This window comes from Actinomycetospora flava (assembly GCF_037400335.1).
Classification (GTDB): Bacteria; Actinomycetota; Actinomycetes; order Mycobacteriales; family Pseudonocardiaceae; genus Actinomycetospora; species Actinomycetospora flava.
This window is the reverse complement of the sequence record NZ_JBBEGM010000007.1, coordinates 92,198-109,885: the sequence shown is the minus strand read 5'-3', so window position 1 is coordinate 109,885 and position 17,688 is coordinate 92,198. Positions and strand designations below refer to the sequence as shown.

General features: G+C 72.2%; 15 protein-coding genes. All 15 read left to right on the top strand.

Annotated features, from left to right (window positions below; all coding sequences use genetic code 11):
- The first annotated feature begins 127 nt into the window (after positions 1 to 127).
- Positions 128 to 493 carry an NADH-quinone oxidoreductase subunit A gene (locus WCD58_RS17620; RefSeq protein ID WP_274280269.1) on the top strand — a complete coding sequence of 122 codons (366 nt, stop codon included), beginning with the start codon at positions 128 to 130 and terminating at the stop codon, positions 491 to 493.
- Between the two features lie 2 nt (positions 494 to 495).
- Positions 496 to 1,092: a NuoB/complex I 20 kDa subunit family protein gene (locus tag WCD58_RS17615; RefSeq protein ID WP_274280270.1), complete on the top strand. Its 597-nt coding sequence runs from the start codon at positions 496 to 498 to the stop codon at positions 1,090 to 1,092.
- Positions 1,082 to 1,918, top strand: a complete 837-nt coding sequence (locus WCD58_RS17610; RefSeq protein WP_337704356.1) for an NADH-quinone oxidoreductase subunit C — start codon at positions 1,082 to 1,084, stop codon at positions 1,916 to 1,918. The genes WCD58_RS17615 and WCD58_RS17610 overlap by 11 nt, the downstream gene beginning before the upstream one ends.
- Positions 1,918 to 3,255 carry an NADH-quinone oxidoreductase subunit D gene (locus WCD58_RS17605; protein ID WP_337704355.1) on the top strand — a complete coding sequence of 446 codons (1,338 nt, stop codon included), beginning with the start codon at positions 1,918 to 1,920 and terminating at the stop codon, positions 3,253 to 3,255. Before WCD58_RS17610 ends, WCD58_RS17605 begins: the two co-directional genes overlap by 1 nt.
- Positions 3,252 to 4,049, top strand: a complete 798-nt coding sequence (nuoE, locus tag WCD58_RS17600) for an NADH-quinone oxidoreductase subunit NuoE (protein ID WP_373696238.1) — start codon at positions 3,252 to 3,254, stop codon at positions 4,047 to 4,049. Before WCD58_RS17605 ends, nuoE begins: the two co-directional genes overlap by 4 nt.
- Positions 4,046 to 5,377 carry an NADH-quinone oxidoreductase subunit NuoF gene (gene nuoF, locus WCD58_RS17595; protein ID WP_337704354.1) on the top strand — a complete coding sequence of 444 codons (1,332 nt, stop codon included), beginning with the start codon at positions 4,046 to 4,048 and terminating at the stop codon, positions 5,375 to 5,377. Before nuoE ends, nuoF begins: the two co-directional genes overlap by 4 nt.
- Positions 5,374 to 8,130 carry an NADH-quinone oxidoreductase subunit G gene (locus WCD58_RS17590; RefSeq protein ID WP_337704353.1) on the top strand — a complete coding sequence of 919 codons (2,757 nt, stop codon included), beginning with the start codon at positions 5,374 to 5,376 and terminating at the stop codon, positions 8,128 to 8,130. The genes nuoF and WCD58_RS17590 overlap by 4 nt, the downstream gene beginning before the upstream one ends.
- Positions 8,127 to 9,476: an NADH-quinone oxidoreductase subunit NuoH gene (gene nuoH, locus WCD58_RS17585; protein ID WP_337704352.1), complete on the top strand. Its 1,350-nt coding sequence runs from the start codon at positions 8,127 to 8,129 to the stop codon at positions 9,474 to 9,476. The genes WCD58_RS17590 and nuoH overlap by 4 nt, the downstream gene beginning before the upstream one ends.
- Positions 9,476 to 10,075, top strand: coding sequence for an NADH-quinone oxidoreductase subunit NuoI (gene nuoI / locus WCD58_RS17580; RefSeq protein WP_337704351.1), 600 nt, complete (start codon positions 9,476 to 9,478; stop codon positions 10,073 to 10,075). Before nuoH ends, nuoI begins: the two co-directional genes overlap by 1 nt.
- A 41-nt stretch (positions 10,076 to 10,116) precedes the next feature.
- Entirely contained in the window at positions 10,117 to 10,989 is an 873-nt protein-coding gene (locus tag WCD58_RS17575) for an NADH-quinone oxidoreductase subunit J (protein ID WP_337704594.1), read from the top strand.
- Positions 10,986 to 11,285, top strand: coding sequence for an NADH-quinone oxidoreductase subunit NuoK (gene nuoK / locus WCD58_RS17570; protein ID WP_274190868.1), 300 nt, complete (start codon positions 10,986 to 10,988; stop codon positions 11,283 to 11,285). The genes WCD58_RS17575 and nuoK overlap by 4 nt, the downstream gene beginning before the upstream one ends.
- Before the next feature lie 99 nt (positions 11,286 to 11,384).
- Complete coding sequence (gene nuoL, locus WCD58_RS17565) at positions 11,385 to 13,376, top strand: NADH-quinone oxidoreductase subunit L (RefSeq protein ID WP_337704350.1); 1,992 nt, start codon at positions 11,385 to 11,387, stop codon at positions 13,374 to 13,376.
- Complete coding sequence (locus tag WCD58_RS17560; protein WP_337704349.1) at positions 13,373 to 15,007, top strand: NADH-quinone oxidoreductase subunit M; 1,635 nt, start codon at positions 13,373 to 13,375, stop codon at positions 15,005 to 15,007. The genes nuoL and WCD58_RS17560 overlap by 4 nt, the downstream gene beginning before the upstream one ends.
- The gene (gene nuoN, locus WCD58_RS17555; RefSeq protein WP_337704348.1) at positions 15,004 to 16,659 is read left to right on the top strand and encodes an NADH-quinone oxidoreductase subunit NuoN; all 1,656 of its coding nucleotides are present in this window, start codon (positions 15,004 to 15,006) and stop codon (positions 16,657 to 16,659) included. Before WCD58_RS17560 ends, nuoN begins: the two co-directional genes overlap by 4 nt.
- Positions 16,629 to 17,681 carry a polyprenyl synthetase family protein gene (locus WCD58_RS17550; RefSeq protein ID WP_373696237.1) on the top strand — a complete coding sequence of 351 codons (1,053 nt, stop codon included), beginning with the start codon at positions 16,629 to 16,631 and terminating at the stop codon, positions 17,679 to 17,681. The genes nuoN and WCD58_RS17550 overlap by 31 nt, the downstream gene beginning before the upstream one ends.
- Positions 17,682 to 17,688: the final 7 nt, after the last annotated feature.

The window sequence follows — 17,688 nt, the reverse complement described above, 5'->3', positions numbered from 1 at the left end:
GCACGGTCCTCATTAGGGTCGGCGTCCGCCCGACGAGCGTGATCCACCACACGGCCCCGCACGTGGGCCGGACCACCACGCGACTTCCCGGAGCGCGCACCCGCGATCGGGGAGGAAGGAGACGAGGATGCTGGACCTCTACGTCCCGCTCATCGTCATGTTCGTGCTGGCGGCCGCGTTCGGGCTGTTCTCCGTCACGGCCGCGCCGTTCATCGGGCCCCGCCGCTACAACCGGGCGAAGCTCGACTCCTACGAGTGCGGCATCGAGCCGTCGCCGCAGCCGATCGCCGGCGGCGGCCGCATCCCGGTGGCCTACTACCTCACGGCGATGCTCTTCATCCTCTTCGACATCGAGATGGTCTTCCTCTACCCGTTCGCCGTGAACATCGACGCGCTCGGGTTGTTCGGCCTGGTCGAGATCGTGCTGTTCGTCGCGACCGTCGCCTTCGCCTACGCGTACGTGTGGCGTCGCGGCGGGCTGGACTGGAGCTAGACATGGGACTGGAAGAGAAGCTCCCGAACGGGATCGTGCTGGCCAGCGTCGAGAGCCTGGTCAACTGGACCCGCAAGGCGTCGCTGTGGCCCGCCACCTTCGGGCTGGCCTGCTGCGCGATCGAGATGATGACCTCGGGCGCCCCCCGCTACGACCTCGGCCGCTTCGGCATGGAGGTGTTCCGCCCGAGCCCCCGCCAGGCCGACCTGATGATCGTCGCCGGCCGCGTCACCAACAAGATGGCCCCGGTCCTGCGCCAGATCTACGACCAGATGGCCGAGCCCCGCTGGGTGCTCGCCATGGGCGTCTGCGCGTCGTCGGGCGGGATGTTCAACAACTACGCGGTCGTCCAGGGCGTCGACCACGTCGTCCCCGTCGACATGTACCTCCCGGGCTGCCCGCCGCGCCCGGAGATGCTCATCGACGCGATCCTCAAGCTCCACCAGAAGATCCAGAACGAGCCGCTCGGCCCGGTGCGCGCCGAGCTCGCCGCCGAGCGGCGGGCCCAGGGCGAGAAGCTCGAGCTGCTGCCCTCCTCGGAGAAGTACGCCAAGAAGGACCGGAAGACGGGGGAGGTGAAGGCCGAGCATGTCTGGTGACTCGGAAGACGGAGCGCAGCGGAGCTCGACCCGGAAGGACGAGAAGCCCGAGACCCCCGGCACGGGTGTCGGCGGCGCGAGCGGCCCGAGCGGCGCGTCCAACCCGGGCACGGCCGGCACCGCGTTCGGCCCCCAGGAGATCCAGCGCCGCGACGTCAGCGGAGCCGTGGCCGGCCGGGCCCGCGAGGGCATGTTCGGCATCCACGGCTCGGGCGACACGTCCGGCTTCGGCGGCCTGCGCCTGCCCGCGTACGCCCCCGCGCCCGCCGAGCGGCCCTACGGCGGCTGGTTCGACGAGGTCGTCGACGAGACCACCGCGGCCCTCGCGGACGACGGCGGCGCCGACTTCGACACCTGCGTGCACCAGGTGACCGTCGACCGCGGCGAGATGACCTGGTACGTCAACCGCGAGCAGCTGGTGCGCCTGGCCCGCACCCTGCGCGACGACCCCGCGCTGCGCTTCGAGTTCTGCTCCGGGGTGTCCGGGGTCGACTACGGCGAGGGCGTGCCGCAGCAGCTGCACGTCGTCACCCACCTGCTGTCGATGACCTACCGCCGCCGCCTGCGCCTCGAGATCGCCCTCGAGCTCGACGACGCGCGCTGCCCCTCGCTGGTCGAGATCTACCCGACGGCCGACTGGCACGAGCGCGAGACCTGGGACATGTTCGGCGTGGTCTTCGAGGGCCACCCGAGTCTGACCCGGATCCTCATGCCGGACGACTGGAACGGCCACCCGCAGCTCAAGAGCTACCCGCTCGGCGGCATCCCGGTCGAGTACCACGACGCCGAGATCCCGCCGCCCGACCAGCGGAGGGCGTACACCTGATGAGTTCTGGCAACGTGACCGAGACCCACGATCCCTACGCCGCCACCAGCCGCGAGACCACCGAGGGCACCGTCTACACGGTCACCGGTGGCGACTGGGACGAGATGGTCGACCAGACCGCGGGCGACGAGCGCATCGTCATCAACATGGGTCCGCAGCACCCCTCGACGCACGGCGTGCTGCGCCTGGTGCTCGAGCTCTCCGGCGAGACCGTCACCGATGCCCGTCTCGTCATCGGCTACCTGCACACCGGCATCGAGAAGAACTGCGAGTACCGCACCTGGACCCAGGGCGTCACCTTCGTGACGCGCGCGGACTACCTCGCCCCGCTGTTCAACGAGACCGCCTACTGCATGTCCGTGGAGCGGCTGCTCGGCGTCGAGGTGCCCGACCGCGCCGCAACGATCCGCGTGCTCCTCATGGAGATCAACAGGATCGGCTCGCACCTGGTCGCGCTCGCGACCGGCGGCATGGAGCTCGGCGCGCTCACCGGCATGACCAACGGCTTCCGCGAGCGCGAGGAGGTCCTGCACCTGCTCGAGTTCCTCACCGGCCTGCGCATGAACCACGCGTTCATCCGCCCCGGCGGGGTCGTGCAGGACCTGCCCGAGGGCTACGAGGAGCGCATCCGCTCGTTCGTCAAGGTCATGCGCGAGCGGCTGCCCGGCTTCCACAAGCTGCTCACCGGCAACCGCATCTGGCGCCAGCGCCTCGAGGGCGTCGGCTACCTGCCGCTGGACGGCTGCCTGGCGCTCGGCGTCACCGGCCCGATCCTGCGGTCGGCCGGGCTCGCGTGGGACCTGCGCCAGGTCGAGCCCTACCTCGGCTACGAGCACTACGACTTCGAGGTCCCCACCGACACGGCCGCCGACAGCTTCGCCCGCTACCTGCTGCGGGTGGAGGAGATGAGCCAGTCGCTGTCGATCATCGAGCAGGCGCTCGCCCGCCTCGAGCCGGGCCCGGTCATGGTCGAGGACGCGAAGATCGCCTGGCCCGCGCGGCTGTCGATCGGCGCGGACGGCATGGGCAACTCGCTCGAGCACGTCCGCCGGATCATGGGCCAGTCGATGGAGTCCCTGATCCACCACTTCAAGCTGGTCACCGAGGGCTTCAAGGTCCCGCCGGGGCAGGCGTGCGTGCCGATCGAGTCGCCGCGCGGCGAGCTGTCCGCGCACCTCGTCTCCGACGGCGGCACCCGCCCGCTGCGGGTGCACATGCGGGATCCCAGCTTCGTCAACCTGCAGGCCGCCCCGGCGATGTCCGAGGGCGGGATGGTCTCCGACGTCATCGCCGCGCTGGCGAGCCTCGATCCCGTGATGGGGGGGTGCGACCGATGAGCCGGACTCTCGGACCGGAGGCCCCGGCGACGCCGCCGAGCGAGCCCGACCACGCGATCGACGAGGCCGGCGGGACGCCCGCCGCGCACGCCGCGCTGTCCGCCGTCGACATCTCGATGTTCGACGGGGTGCGCGACCGGGCGGCGGCGATCATCGCCCGCTACCCGGAGCCGCGGTCGGCGCTGCTGCCGCTGCTGCACCTGGTCCAGCACGTCGAGGGCCACGTCTCCCGCAGCGGCATCGCGTTCTGCGCGGAGGCCCTGGAGATCACGACCGCGGAGGTCTCGGCGGTCGCGACCTTCTACACGATGTACAAGCGCGAGCCCGTCGGCCGCCACCTCGTGAGCGTCTGCACCAACACGCTGTGCGCGGCCCTGGGCGGCGACGACATCTACGCGGCGGTGCGCGAGCGCCTCGACGGCATCGGTCACGAGGAGACCAGCGCCGACGGCTCGATGACGATCGAGCACGCGGAGTGCCTCGCGGCCTGCGACCTCGCGCCCGTGCTGACCGTCGACTACGAGTTCTTCGACAAGCAGACCGTCGACTCGGCGCTCGAGATCATCGACGCGCTGCGCCGCGGCGAGAAGCCCGCGCCGACCCGCGGGGCGCCGCTGACCGACTTCCGCTCGGTCGAGCTGCTGCTCGCCGGGTTCTTCGACGACCCCGCCGTCGGGGGTCTCGACGCCGTCGCCGGCCCGTCCGCCGCCGAGGAGAGCCTGCGCGGTGCGCGGCTCGCCGAGGAGCGCGGCTGGACCGCGCCGTCCGTGCCGGACGAGGGGAGCTCCTCATGACCGACCCGCTGACCCCGGTGCTGACCAAGCACTGGCTCGGTCCGGAGTCGTGGACGCTGCGCCACTACACCGAGCTGGGCGGCTACCAGGCGCTGGACAAGGCGCTCGAGACGCCGGCCGACGACCTCATCGCGCTGATCAAGGACTCCGGTCTGCGGGGCCGTGGCGGCGCCGGGTTCCCGACGGGCATGAAGTGGAGCTTCATCCCGCAGGCCAAGCCCGGCGAGGAGCCCACCGGCCCGGCCGCGAAGCCGAAGTACCTCGTCATCAACGCCGACGAGGGCGAGCCCGGGACCTGCAAGGACGTCCCGCTGATGATGGCCGACCCGCACTCGCTCATCGAGGGCTGCATCATCACGAGCTGGGCGATCCGCGCGCACTTCTGCGCGATCTACGTGCGCGGCGAGGTCGTGCACTGCATCCGGCGCCTGCACGCCGCGGTGCGCGAGGCCTACGACGCGGGCCACCTCGGCAAGAACATCCACGGCACCGGGTTCGACCTCGACATCGTCGTGCACGCGGGCGCCGGGGCGTACATCTGCGGCGAGGAGACCGCGCTGCTCGACTCGCTCGAGGGCCGCCGCGGCCAGCCGCGCCTCAAGCCGCCGTTCCCGGCGACCGCGGGGCTCTACGCCGCGCCGACCGTCGTGAACAACGTCGAGACGATCGCGACCGTCCCGGCGATCGTGTCGGGCGGCAAGGACTGGTTCCGCACGATGGGCCGCGAGCGCTCGCCCGGCCCGAAGATCTACTCGCTGTCCGGGCACGTGGAGCGGCCCGGGCAGTACGAGGCGCCACTGGGCACGACGCTGCGCGAGCTCCTCGACCTCGCCGGGGGCATGAAGGACGGCGTCCCGCTGAAGTTCTGGACGCCGGGCGGCTCGTCGACCCCGCTGCTGACCGACGAGCACCTCGACGTCCCGCTGGACTTCGAGGGCGCCACCGAGGCCGGCTCGATGCTCGGCACCACCGCGCTCATGATCTTCAACGAGACCGTGTCGGTGCCGTGGGCGGTCATGAAGTGGACGGAGTTCTACGAGCACGAGTCGTGCGGGAAGTGCACGCCGTGCCGCGAGGGCTGCTACTGGCTCGCCGGCATCCTGCGCCGCATGGTCGAGGGCGAGGGCACCGAGGCCGACATCGACACGCTGCTCGACGTCTGCGACAACGTCCTCGGCCGCTCCTTCTGCGCGCTCGGCGACGGCGCGGTCTCGCCGATCACCAGCGGCATCAAGTACTTCCGGCAGGAGTTCGTCGACCTCTGCACCGCGCAGCGCCGCCACCCCGAGGTCGACCGGATCGTCGAGCTGAGCGGAGCCAGCGCATGACCGCGGCATCGGAGAGGGCCCCGGAGAAGCCCTCGGAGCGGGAGGACCTGCCGCCCGTGCCCGAGGGGTACGTGCGGCTGACCATCGACGACCGCATCGTCGACGCCCCGCAGGGCGAGCTGATCATCCGCACGTGCGAGCGGCTCGGCATCGTCGTCCCGCGCTTCTGCGACCACCCCCTGCTCGACCCGGCCGGCGCCTGCCGCCAGTGCCTGGTCGAGGTGGAGATGGGCGGGCGCAAGATGCCCAAGCCGCAGGCCAGCTGCACGATGACCGTCGCCCAGGACATGGTCGTCAACACCCAGATGACCTCGCCGGTCGCCGACAAGGCGCAGCAGGGCGTCATGGAGCTGCTGCTCATCAACCACCCGCTGGACTGCCCGATCTGCGACAAGGGCGGCGAGTGCCCCCTGCAGAACCAGGCGATGTCCTCGGGGCGGGCGGAGTCGCGGTTCGTCGAGGAGAAGCGGACGTTCGCGAAGCCGCTGCCGATCTCCGACGAGGTGCTGCTCGACCGGGAGCGCTGCGTGCTCTGCCAGCGCTGCACCCGGTTCTCGCGCCAGATCGCGGGCGACCAGTTCATCGAGCTGCTCGAGCGCGGCGCGCACCAGCAGATCGGCACCGAGGAGACCGCCTTCGGCGAGGGCGAGGACTTCCAGTCCTACTTCTCCGGCAACACCATCCAGATCTGCCCGGTCGGCGCGCTGACCTCGGCGTCCTATCGCTTCCGCTCGCGGCCGTTCGACCTGGTCTCGACGCCCGGGGTGTCCGAGCACGACTCCTCGGGCGCCTCGATCCGGCGCGACTGGCGCCGCGGCGCGGTCACCCGCGTCCTCGCGGGCGACGACCCCGAGGTCAACGAGGAGTGGATCGACGACAAGACCCGCTTCGCGTTCCGCTACACCCAGGCCGCCGACCGCCTCCTGCGTCCGATGGTGCGCGGCGACGACGGCGAGCTCGCCGAGACCTCGTGGACCGAGGCCCTCGAGCGCGCGGCGCAGCTGCTGGTCGCGGCGCGCGACGGCCAGGGCCCCGCGGACGAGGAGGGGCACCGCAAGCAGGGTGTCGGCGTCCTGCCGGGCGGCCGCGTGACCGTCGAGGACGGCTACGCCTACGGCAAGTTCGCCCGCCTCGCCCTGGGCACCAACGACGTCGACGCCCGGGCGCGCGTGGCCACGGACGAGGAGCTGGACTTCCTCGGCACCCGGGTCGCCGGCACCGGCCCCGACCACGTCTCCTTCGACGCCCTCGAGAGCGCGCCCACGGTGCTGTGCGTCGCCCTCGAGCCCGAGGAGGAGGCGCCGATCGTCTTCCTGCGGCTGCGCAAGGCGGCGCGCACGGGCACCTCCGTGCACCATCTCGGCCAGTGGTCGACGCCGGCCGTGGTGAAGACCGGCGGCAAGCTGGTCCGCTGCGCGCCCGGGGACGAGGTCACCGCCCTCGGCACGCTGCCCGACCCCGTCGCGGCGAACCTCGCGAAGCCCGGCGCGGTCGTCCTCGTGGGCGAGCGCGCGGCGCAGGTGCCCGGGCTCTACGCCGCGGTCGCCGACCTCGCGGCGCGCACCGGCGCGAAGGTCGCCTGGATCCCCCGCCGGGCGGGGGAGCGGGGCGCGCTCGACGCGGGCGCGCTGCCGACCGTGCTGCCCGGCGGCGCCCCCGTCGCCGACGCCGGGGCCCGCGCGGCGCTGGCGTCCTCGTGGGGGGTCGCCGAGCTGCCGTCCGAGGCCGGGCGCGACCTGGCCGAGATCCTGCGGGCGGCGGCCGAGGGCGAGCTCGCCGGGCTGGTCGTCGGCGGCGTCGCGCTCGACGACCTGCCCGACCCGGACCTGGCCCGCCGGGCCCTCGAGGCCGCCGACGTCGTCGTGTCCCTCGAGCAGCGGCGCAGCGAGGTCACCGACCGCGCCGACGTCGTGCTCCCGGTGGCCCCGGTGATCAACAAGGCGGGCACCTTCCGCAACTGGGAGGGCCGCGACCGCCGCTTCGCCACCACCATCGACCCGTCCGGCGGGTCCGCCGGGCGCGTCGGCGGCACGGCGGCGACGACGCTGCCCGACTGCCGGGTGCTCGACACCCTCGCCGTCGAGATGGACGTCGACCTCTTCACCCAGACCCCGGAGGCCACGGCCGCCGAGTTCGCCCGCGTCGCCGACGCCCTCGCCGGGCACCGTGCCGGAGCGAGCGGCACGTTCACCTCGTCCCGGCGAACGAACGGCGCTCTCACTGCTTCCGAAGCAGCGAACGCGCCGTTCGTTCCCGACGAGGGGTCGGCGGACGGAGCAGCCGACGTCGACGTCGAGGTCATCGACGTCGAGGTCGCCGAGGTGGTCGACGGCGAGCTGGTCGAGGTGGCCGAGGTCGTCGAGGTCGTCGAGGTCGTCGAGACCCATCACCCCGCGCTGCGCCTCGCCACGTGGCGCCAGCTGCTCGACGGCGGCGCGCTGATGGCCGGCGAGCCGGAGCTCGCGGGCACGGCGCGGCCGCCGAAGATCCGCGTCTCGGCGGCGACCGCGCGGCGGCTCGGGTTCGCGGAGGACGACCCCGCGCAGCTCGAGGGCCCGCACGGGTCGCTGATCCTGCCGGTCGAGGTCGCGGACCTCCCCGACGACGTCGTGTGGGCCCCGGCGCGGGTCCCGCGGTTCGACGGCGGGGTCACGACGCTCGCCGGCCTCGGTCTCTCTCACGGCGGCGTCGTCCGCCTGCACGACGGACGCGAAGCGCAGCGGAGCCGGACCATCGAGAGGAGCTCCTCGTGAATCCGGTCCCCCCGCCGGGGTACACGCAGACCCTGATCGCGGACGACCCGTTCTGGCTGACGCTCATCAAGGTCCTCGTGATCTTCGTGGCGCTCATGCTGATCACGCTGTTCATGATCTGGTTCGAGCGCCGGGTCGTGGGCCGCATGCAGCAGCGGCCGGGGCCGAACTGGAACGGGCCCTTCGGCCTGCTCCAGAGCCTCGCCGACGGGCTGAAGCTGGCGTTCAAGGAGGACATCCGCCCGGTCCTCGCGGACAAGGCGGTCTTCTTCATCGCCCCGGTGCTCTCGGTGGTGCCGGCGTTCGTCGCGTGGTCGGTGATCCCGCTCGGCCCCGAGGTCTCGATCTTCGGTGAGCAGACCGCCCTGCAGCTGACCGACCTGCCCGTCGGCGTCCTGGTCGTGCTGGCGTGCTCGTCGATCGGCGTCTACGGCATCGTGCTGGCCGGCTGGGCCTCGGGCTCGCCGTACCCGCTGCTCGGCAGCCTGCGCAGCGCGGCCCAGGTGATCTCCTACGAGCTCGCGCTGGGTCTGTCGATCATCGCCGTCGTCCTCTACGCCGGCTCGCTGTCGACCGCCGACATCGTCGCGTCCCAGTCGACCGGCTGGTACGTCTGGCTGCTGCCGGTCAGCTTCGTGATCTTCGCGGTGTCGATGGTCGGCGAGACCAACCGCGCGCCGTTCGACCTGCCCGAGGCCGAGTCCGAGCTGGTCGGCGGCTTCCACACCGAGTACTCGTCGCTGAAGTTCGCCCTGTTCTTCCTCGCCGAGTACGTCAACATGGTCACCCTCTCGGCGGTGGCCACCACGCTGTTCCTCGGCGGCTGGATGGCGCCGTGGCCGCTGTCGCTGATCCCGGGCGTGAACGAGGGCTGGTGGCCCCTGCTCTGGTTCTTCGGCAAGACGCTGGCGTTCCTGTTCGTCTACGTCTGGCTGCGCGGCACGCTGCCGCGCCAGCGCTACGACCAGTTCATGCGCCTGGGCTGGAAGCTCCTCATCCCGGTCAGCCTGGTCTGGCTGATGCTGGTCGCGACGCTGCGCGTGCTGCGCACCGAGCTCACGACCGGCCAGATCCTCGTGGTCGGCGGCATCGCGCTCGTCGTGCTCGTCGGCGCGGCCCTGCTGATCCCGGACCAGGCGCCCCCGGAGGAGGACAAGGAGCCGCAGGTCATCACCGACTACCCCGTCCCGCCGCTCGACCTCGCCGTCCCGACGACCTCGAAGCGCCGCCGGCGCGCGGTGCCGGCCGGGCGCGACGAGGAGAAGGACAGCGAGACGGTCGGGGCGGGCACCAGTGGGTCGGACGCGGAGCCTGCCGGAGCCGGACCATCGAAGGGAGACCGCTGATGGGCATGTTCGACGGCGTCGCCGGGTTCGGCGTCACCTTCTCGACGATGTTCCGCAAGGTCGTCACCGAGGACTATCCGCGGGTGAAGAAGGTGACCGCTCCGCGCTACCACGGGCGGCACCAGCTCAACCGGCACCCGGACGGCCTCGAGAAGTGCGTGGGCTGCGAGCTGTGCGCCTGGGCCTGCCCGGCCGACGCGATCTACGTCGAGGGCGGCGACAACACCGACGAGGAGCGCTACTCGCCCGGTGAGCGCTACGGCGCGATCTACCAGATCAACTACCTGCGCTGCATCGGCTGCGGGCTGTGCATCGAGGCGTGCCCGACGCGGTCGCTGACGATGACCAACGAGTACGAGCTCGCCGACGACGACCGCCAGGACCTGATCTACGACAAGGACCGGCTGCTCGCGCCGCTGCTGCCGGGCATGGAGCAGCCGCCCCACCCGATGCGTCTCGGCGAGAACGAGCAGGACTACTACGTGCAGGGCCCGGAGATGGCGGGCCGTCCCGACGTCCACGACCAGGTCCGCGAGGAGATCCCGATGGTGTCGGGGGCGGCGACCCCGGACGCGGTGCCCACGCAGGAGGCCCGGTGAGCACCCTGCTGGCGGCCGCCCCCATGACGGGCGGCGGGGAGATGACCACCGGCGAGTCGGTGGCCTTCTGGATCCTCGGCCCTGCCGCCCTCGCCGGCGGCCTCGGCATGATCTTCGCGCGGAACGCCGTGCACTCGGCGCTCTGGCTCGTGATGACCATGCTCTCGCTGGGCGTGCTCTACATGGTCCAGCAGGCGCCGTTCCTCGGCTTCACGCAGATCATCGTCTACACCGGCGCGATCATGATGCTGTTCGTGTTCGTGCTGATGATGGTCGGGCGCGACGCGTCGGACTCGGTCGTCGAGGTGCTGCGCGGCCAGCGGCTGGCCGCGGCGGTGCTCGGCGTCGGGCTCGGCGGGCTCGCCGTGGCCGCGGTCGCCGAGACGCTCTCGGCGGTCGGACCCGTCGGGCTCGGCCCGGCCTACGGTCCCGAGGCCCGCGGCAACGTCCAGGCGCTCGGCACCAGCATCTTCCGCGACTACCTGCTGCCCTTCGAGCTGACCTCGGCGCTGCTGATCACGGCTGCGGTCGGGGCGATGGTCTACACGTTCGCCGGGCAGGCGCGCCGCAAGCAGGCCAGCCAGCGCGAGCGGGTCACCGAGCGCCTGCGCGGCCCGCTGACCGGCTACGGCTCGCGGTCGGGGCCCGGCGTCTTCGCCACCGCCGACTCCGTCGCCACCCCGGCGCTGCTGCCCGACGGTTCGGTCGCCCCGGCCTCGCTCTCGCGGATCATCGAGGCGACCCGGCGCGAGCGGCTCGACGCCGACATCGCCGACGTGCAGTCCGACAGCGGCCCGGCCGGCGACGTCGACGCGCGGGCCCTGCGCGGCGGCGACGGCACCGAGGTCGGCGCGGGCAGCACCCACGACCGCCTCTCGGAGGGCACCCACGACGACGAGGGCGGTGCCCGGTGAGCCCCACGATCTACCTGCTGCTCTCCGCGCTGCTGTTCGCGATCGGCGCGGTCGGGGTGCTGGTGCGGCGCAACGCGATCGTCGTGTTCATGTGCATCGAGCTCATGCTCAACGCCGTGAACCTGACGCTCGTCACGTTCTCCCGGATCAACGGGTCGCTCGGCGGTCAGATCATGGCGTTCTTCGTCATGGTCGTCGCCGCGGCCGAGGTCGTCGTCGGCCTCTCGATCATCATGGCCATCTTCCGCACGCGCCGGACGACCTCGGTCGACGACGCGAACCTACTGAAGTACTAACCAGCCGCGCCCAGCAGGTACGGCCGTCAGCGCTCCTCCGTCGCGCTACCGACCGACCTGCGGCGCGAAACAGAAAGGGGTCAGAGAGACGTGTCGCTCGTGACCGCCGCCGCCCCGCTCCCCGAGGTGCTCCCCGCCGAGGGCGCCGCGGGCGCGGCCTGGCTCCTCGTGGCGCTGCCCGCCCTGGGCGCGCTCGTGCTGTTCGTCGGTGGCCGTCGCACCGACCGCTGGGGGCACGTCCTCGGCGTCGCCACGGTCGTCGCGTCGTTCGTCGTCGCCGTCGTGCTGTTCGCGGGGTCGCTCGGCCTGCCCGAGGAGGAGCGGGTCCGCGACCTCGGGATCTACGACTGGATCGCCGTCGGCGCGCTGAACGTCGAGTTCGGCCTGCGGATCGACCCGCTGTCGCTGACGTTCGCGCTGCTCATCACCGGTGTCGGGTCGCTGATCCACATCTACTCCGTGGGCTACATGTCCCACGACCCGAACCGGCGCAAGTTCTTCGCGCAGCTCAACCTGTTCGTCGCGGCGATGCTCGTGCTCGTCCTCGGCAACGGATTCGTGACGCTCTACCTCGGCTGGGAGGGCGTCGGTCTCGCGTCCTACCTGCTGATCGGCTTCTACACCGGGCGCTCGTCGGCGGGCAGCGCGGCGAAGAAGGCGTTCCTCATGAACCGCGTCGGTGACGTGGGGCTCGCGCTGGCGATCTTCCTGCTGTTCGTCGAGCTGGGCACCACGCAGTACGCCGAGGTGTTCGCCCGCGCCGGGGAGATCTCGCCGGGGACGCTGACCGCGATCACGCTGCTCCTGCTGCTCGGCGCGTGCGGCAAGTCGGGCCAGTTCCCGCTGCAGGCCTGGCTCCCCGACGCCATGGAGGGCCCGACCCCGGTGTCGGCGCTCATCCACGCGGCCACGATGGTCACCGCCGGCGTCTACCTCATCGCGCGCTCGAACCCGCTCTACAACCTGGCGCCGGTGGGGCAGCTCGTGGTGACGATCATCGGCGCGATCACGCTGCTGATCGGCGCGATCATCGGCTGCGCGTACGACGACATCAAGAAGGTGCTCGCGTACTCCACGGTCAGCCAGATCGGCTACATGATGCTGGCCGTCGGGCTCGGGCCGGTGGGCTACGCCGCGGCGCTCGCGCACCTGCTGACCCACGGCTTCTTCAAGGCCGGGCTCTTCCTCGGGGCCGGCTCGGTGATGCACGGGATGGCCGACGAGACCGACATGCGCCGCTTCGGCGGGCTGTGGCGCCACATGCCGGTGACGTTCTGGACGTTCACCGCGGGCTTCCTGGCGCTGATCGGCTTCCCGTTCCTCTCGGGCTTCTACACGAAGGACCTGATCATCGAGGCCTCGCTGACCGCGGGCCCCGTCGCCGGGTGGATCTTCGGCATCGCGACGCTGGGGGCCGCCGGGCTCACCGCGTTCTACATGTCGCGCCTGATGCTCATGACGTTCTTCGGGCCCGAGCGCTGGAAGGACCTCCACCCGCGGCGCATCGACGGCGCCGACCTCGAGGACCCGCCCGAGCACTACCACCCCCACGAGTCCGTCGCGTCGATGACGGCGCCGATGGTGCTGCTCGCGATCGGGTCGGTGGGCGCGGGCGCGTTCCTCGTCGGGGGCGAGCGGCTCGGGCACTACCTGGAGGCCTCGATCGGCGTGCCCGTCGAGCCCCACGACCTGCCCGCGGCGTTCCCGGTCGGCCTGGTGCCCTACTTCGCGACGCTGGTCATGCTCATCGGCGCCGGCCTCGCCTACGTGCTCGTCGGCCGCCGCGAGGTGCCGGTCGAGCGCCCGCAGCGGGTCAGCCTGCCCGTGCGGGCCGCCCGCGCCGACCTGTTCGCCAACACCATCAACGAGGGCGTCATCGCCCGCCCGGGCATCTGGCTCTCGCGGGCGCTGGTCTACCTCGACAACCGCGGCGTCGACGGTGTCGTCAACGGCATCGCCGCGCTGCTCGGCGGCTCGTCGGGCCGGCTGCGGCGCACGCAGACCGGCTTCGTCCGCTCCTACGCCCTGACCATCCTGGGAGGCTCCGTCGTGCTCGTCGCGGCCCTGCTCGTCGTGGGCGGCGCCGGATGAGCGCGCTGCTGCTGGCCCTGCTGCTGGTCCCGCTGGTCGGCGCCGCGATCTGCGGCGTGATGGCGCACCGCGAGAACCTGGACCGGGCCGCCCGCGCCGTCGGTCTCGGGTTCTCTGCGGTGTCGCTGGTCCTCGTGGCCGTCGTCTGGTCGCTGTTCTCCACGAGCCCCGACACCGCCCGGTTCCAGGGCCGGATCTCCGTCGAGTGGATCCCGGCGTTCGGGGTGTCGTTCGCGCTGGGGCTCGACGGCATCGCGCTGACGATGATCGCGCTGCTGTCGGTGCTCGTGCCGATCGTGCTGGTCTTCGCGGCGGCCGACAAGCTGCCCCCGGGCCGCACCGGCGCCGGGTTCACCGCCCTGATGCTGACGACCCAGGGCATCCTCGTCGGCGTCTTCGCGGCGACGGACGTCTTCCTGTTCTACGTCCTGTTCGAGGCGATGCTCATCCCGATGTACTTCCTCATCGGGCGCTTCGGCGGGCCGCGCCGCCAGTACGCCGCGGTGAAGTTCTTCCTCTACTCGTTCCTCGGCGGGCTGATCATGCTCGCGTCGGTGATCGGGCTGTTCGTCGCCAGCGAGGCCCGCTACGGCCAGGGGACCTTCGACTGGACCGCGCTGCAGGGGATGGCCGCGGAGCTGCCGCTGTCGACCCAGATCTGGCTGTTCCTCGGGTTCTTCGCCGCGTTCGCGATCAAGGCACCGCTGGTGCCGTTCCACACCTGGCTGCCCGACGCCGGTGCCGAGGCCCCCATCGCGGGCAGCATCATCCTGCTCGGCCTGCTGGACAAGGTCGGGACCTTCGGCTTCCTGCGCTACGCGCTGCCGCTGTTCCCGGCCGCGTCGCGGGAGCTCGCGCCGCTGGTGCTGACGCTCGCCGTGATCGGCGTGCTCTACGGCGCCCTGCTGGCCGCGGCGCAGACCGACCTCAAGCGCTTCGTCGCCTACACGTCGATCGCGCACTTCGGCTTCATCGCGCTCGGCATCTTCGCGTTCTCGACGCAGTCGATCGCCGGGTCGGCGCTGTACATGGTCAACCACGGCATCTCGACCGCGATGCTGTTCCTCGTCGTCGGCCTGCTGATCCGCCGCGGCGGCACCGCCGACATGACCGCCTACGGCGGGGTCGGGCGGGCCGCACCGCTGCTGGCCGGCATGTTCCTCGTCGCGGGCCTGTCGACCATCGCCCTGCCCGGCACCAACTCGTTCATCAGCGAGTTCCTCGTGCTGCTCGGGTCGTTCCCGCGCCAGCCCGCGTTCACGGTGATCGCGACCGTCGGCATCGTCTTCGCCGCGCTCTACATGCTGTGGGTCTTCCAGCGCACGATGACCGGGCCGCTGCGCGGCACCGCCGTCGTCGGCGACGGCCCTGGCGCGGCGTCGGCGGCGACGCTCGGGGGTCACGACTCCGGTTCCGACACGAGCGACGACTCCTGGATGCGGCGCACCACCGCCCGCTTCGGCGACCTGACCCGCGGCGAGGTCGCGCTGCTCACCCCGCTGGTCGCGCTGATCCTCGTGCTCGGCTTCTTCCCCGGTCCCGTCCTCGAGGTCCTCGACCCGACGGTGGCGGCGACGTTGAGCGAGGTCGGCGTGACCGACCCCGTGACCCCGAACGGAGTGGCGCGATGAGCCCGCTGACGTCCGCGATGCCGTCGGTCGACTACGGCGCCATCACGCCCGTCCTCATCGTGCTCGGCGGGGCGTGCGTCTCGGTGCTGCTCGAGGCCCTGCTCCCGTGGCGGGTGCGCGGCCGTGTGCAGCTCGGGTTCACCCTCGCCGTCGTCGTGGCGGGCCTGCTGGCCGTGATCGTCCGGGCGACGTCCGGCGCGGCGCCCGTGACGACGCTGGCGGGCGCGCTCGCCGTCGACGGCCCGGCGCTGTTCCTGTGGGGCACGCTGCTCGCCCTGGCCCTGCCGAGCGTGCTGCTGCTCGCCGACCGCTCCGTCGAGCCGGGCGGGGCGTTCGTCGCCGACCCGGTGGCCCTGGGCGAGGCCGAGGAGAAGGAGAAGGCGCGCGAGTCGCGGGTCGCCGTCGGCGCCCGCAGCGGCGGCGGCGGCCGGAGCCGGGCGCGCACCGGCGGGGGCGGCGACGGTGACGGGACGCGCAGCCGCGCGGCCCGGGTCCGCGACTCCGTCGAGGGCCAGACCGAGGTCTACCCCTTCGTCCTGTTCGCGCTCGGCGGCATGCTCGTCTTCTGCGCCGCGGACGACCTGCTGACGATGTTCATCGCCCTCGAGGTGCTCAGCCTGCCGCTGTACCTGCTCTGCGGCCTGGCCCGGCGCCGGCGGCTGATGAGCCAGGAGTCGGCGGTCAAGTACTTCCTGCTCGGGGCGTTCTCGTCGGCGTTCTTCCTCTACGGGCTCGCGCTGCTCTACGGCTACGCGGACTCGGTGAAGCTCACCGACATCTCGCTCGCCGCCGCGGGCTCGCTGCGCCCGGACTCGCTGCTGTTCGGCGGGCTCGCGCTGCTCGTCGTCGGCCTGATGTTCAAGGCGTCGGTGGGCCCGTTCCACACCTGGACCCCGGACGTCTACCAGGGCGCGCCGACGTCGGTGACCGCCTTCATGGCCGCCTGCACCAAGGTCGCCGCGTTCGGCGCGATCCTGCGGGTGTTCACCGTCGCGTTCGGCTCCACGGTGTGGGAGTGGCGCGGGGTGCTGTGGGCCGTCGCGATCGCGTCCATGGTGATCGGCGCGGTGCTCGGGCTGACCCAGACCGACGTCAAGCGCATGATCGCGTACTCGTCGGTGGCGCACGCGGGCTTCCTGCTGCTCGGGGCGATGGCGATCACGCCGGCCGGGCTCGGGGCGACGCTGTTCTACCTGCTCGCCTACGGATTCACGACCGTCGCGCTGTTCGGGCTGGTCTCGCTCGTGCGCGGCTCGGACGGGGAGGCGACGCACCTGTCGGCGTGGGCGGGGCTCGCGAAGCGGTCGCCGGTGGTCGCGGCCGCGGTGACGTTCCTCATGCTGGCGCTCGCCGGGATCCCGCTGACCAGTGGCTTCACCGCCAAGTTCGCGGTGTTCTCCGCGGCCCTGGCCGACGGGATGGCGCCGCTGGTCATCGTGGCCCTGGTGGTCAGCGCGGTGGCGGCGTTCTTCTACCTGCGGCTCATCGTGCTGATGTACTTCTCGGAGCCCGCCGCGGACGGTCCGACCGTCAGCGTCCCTGGCCCCTTCACGACGGTGGCGATCACACTGGGGGTCGTGGTGACCCTGCTGCTCGGTGTCGTGCCCACCGCCGTCCTCGGATGGGCCGACGGCCTGTCCTTCTTAGGCTAGGGCCTGTGTCCGGACCCAATCCCGCGCTGACCCAGGTCGCCGGTCTGCCGATCGCCGACCCCGACCTCGCCGCCGCGGTGAGCGACGGCCTCGACCGCGTCGAAGATCTGCTGCGCCGCGAGGTGCACAGCGACTACCGGTTCGTCACCGATACGTCGCTGCACCTCATCGAGGCGGGCGGCAAGAGGTTCCGGCCGCTGCTGACGCTGCTCGCCGCCCAGCTCGCGGGCGGGACGTCGGAGGACGTGGTGATCGCGGCGACGTCGGTGGAGCTCGTCCACCTGGCGACGCTGTACCACGACGACGTCATGGACGAGGCCGTCATGCGCCGCGGCGCCGACAGCGCCAACGCCCGCTGGGACAACAGCGTCGCGATCCTCACCGGCGACTACCTGTTCGCGCACGCCTCGCGGCTCGTCTCGCAGCTCGGCCCGGACGCCGTGCGGATCATCGCCGAGACGTTCGCCGAGCTCGTCACGGGCCAGATGCGCGAGACGCGCGGGGCCCGCGACGGCGAGGACGCCGTCGAGCACTACCTGGCGGTCGTGGCCGAGAAGACCGGCTCGCTGATCGCCACCTCGGGGCGCTTCGGGGCGATGTTCGCGGGGGCGACCCCGGAGCAGGTGGCGGCGATGCGCCGGTTCGGGGAGATCATCGGGACCGCGTTCCAGGTCTCCGACGACATCATCGACATCGCCTCGCCGTCGGGCGACTCGGGCAAGACCCCGGGCACCGACCTGCGCGAGGGCGTCGCGACGCTGCCGGTGCTCTACGCGCTCGCCGGCAACGGGCCCGAGGTGCCTCGCCTGCGCGAGCTGGGCGTGGGGACGCGCGAGCTGGGCGACCCCGAGGTCGGCGAGGCCCTGGAGCTGCTCCGCGGCTCGCGGGGTCTCGACGAGGCGCGCGCGGCCCTCGACGCCCGCGCCGACGCCGCCCGCGCGGAGCTCGCCACCCTGCCCGACGGCCCCGCCCGCCGCGCCCTCGCGGCCCTGCTCGACTACACGATCGCGAGGACGGGCTGACGCCCAG

Excerpts from the sequence above, each read along its gene's own strand:
- WCD58_RS17615 (WP_274280270.1), top strand. The coding sequence starts at position 496 with ATGGGACTGGAAGAGAAGCTCCCGAACGGGATCGTGCTGGCCAGCGTC.
- WCD58_RS17590 (WP_337704353.1), top strand. The coding sequence starts at position 5,374 with ATGACCGCGGCATCGGAGAGGGCCCCGGAGAAGCCCTCGGAGCGGGAG.
- WCD58_RS17620 (WP_274280269.1), top strand. The coding sequence starts at position 128 with ATGCTGGACCTCTACGTCCCGCTCATCGTCATGTTCGTGCTGGCGGCC.
- WCD58_RS17550 (WP_373696237.1), top strand. The coding sequence starts at position 16,629 with ATGGGCCGACGGCCTGTCCTTCTTAGGCTAGGGCCTGTGTCCGGACCC.
- nuoI (WP_337704351.1), top strand. The coding sequence starts at position 9,476 with ATGGGCATGTTCGACGGCGTCGCCGGGTTCGGCGTCACCTTCTCGACG.
- WCD58_RS17610 (WP_337704356.1), top strand. The coding sequence starts at position 1,082 with ATGTCTGGTGACTCGGAAGACGGAGCGCAGCGGAGCTCGACCCGGAAG.
- nuoF (WP_337704354.1), top strand. The coding sequence starts at position 4,046 with ATGACCGACCCGCTGACCCCGGTGCTGACCAAGCACTGGCTCGGTCCG.
- WCD58_RS17605 (WP_337704355.1), top strand. The coding sequence starts at position 1,918 with ATGAGTTCTGGCAACGTGACCGAGACCCACGATCCCTACGCCGCCACC.
- nuoE (WP_373696238.1), top strand. The coding sequence starts at position 3,252 with ATGAGCCGGACTCTCGGACCGGAGGCCCCGGCGACGCCGCCGAGCGAG.
- nuoN (WP_337704348.1), top strand. The coding sequence starts at position 15,004 with ATGAGCCCGCTGACGTCCGCGATGCCGTCGGTCGACTACGGCGCCATC.
- WCD58_RS17575 (WP_337704594.1), top strand. The coding sequence starts at position 10,117 with ATGACCACCGGCGAGTCGGTGGCCTTCTGGATCCTCGGCCCTGCCGCC.
- WCD58_RS17560 (WP_337704349.1), top strand. The coding sequence starts at position 13,373 with ATGAGCGCGCTGCTGCTGGCCCTGCTGCTGGTCCCGCTGGTCGGCGCC.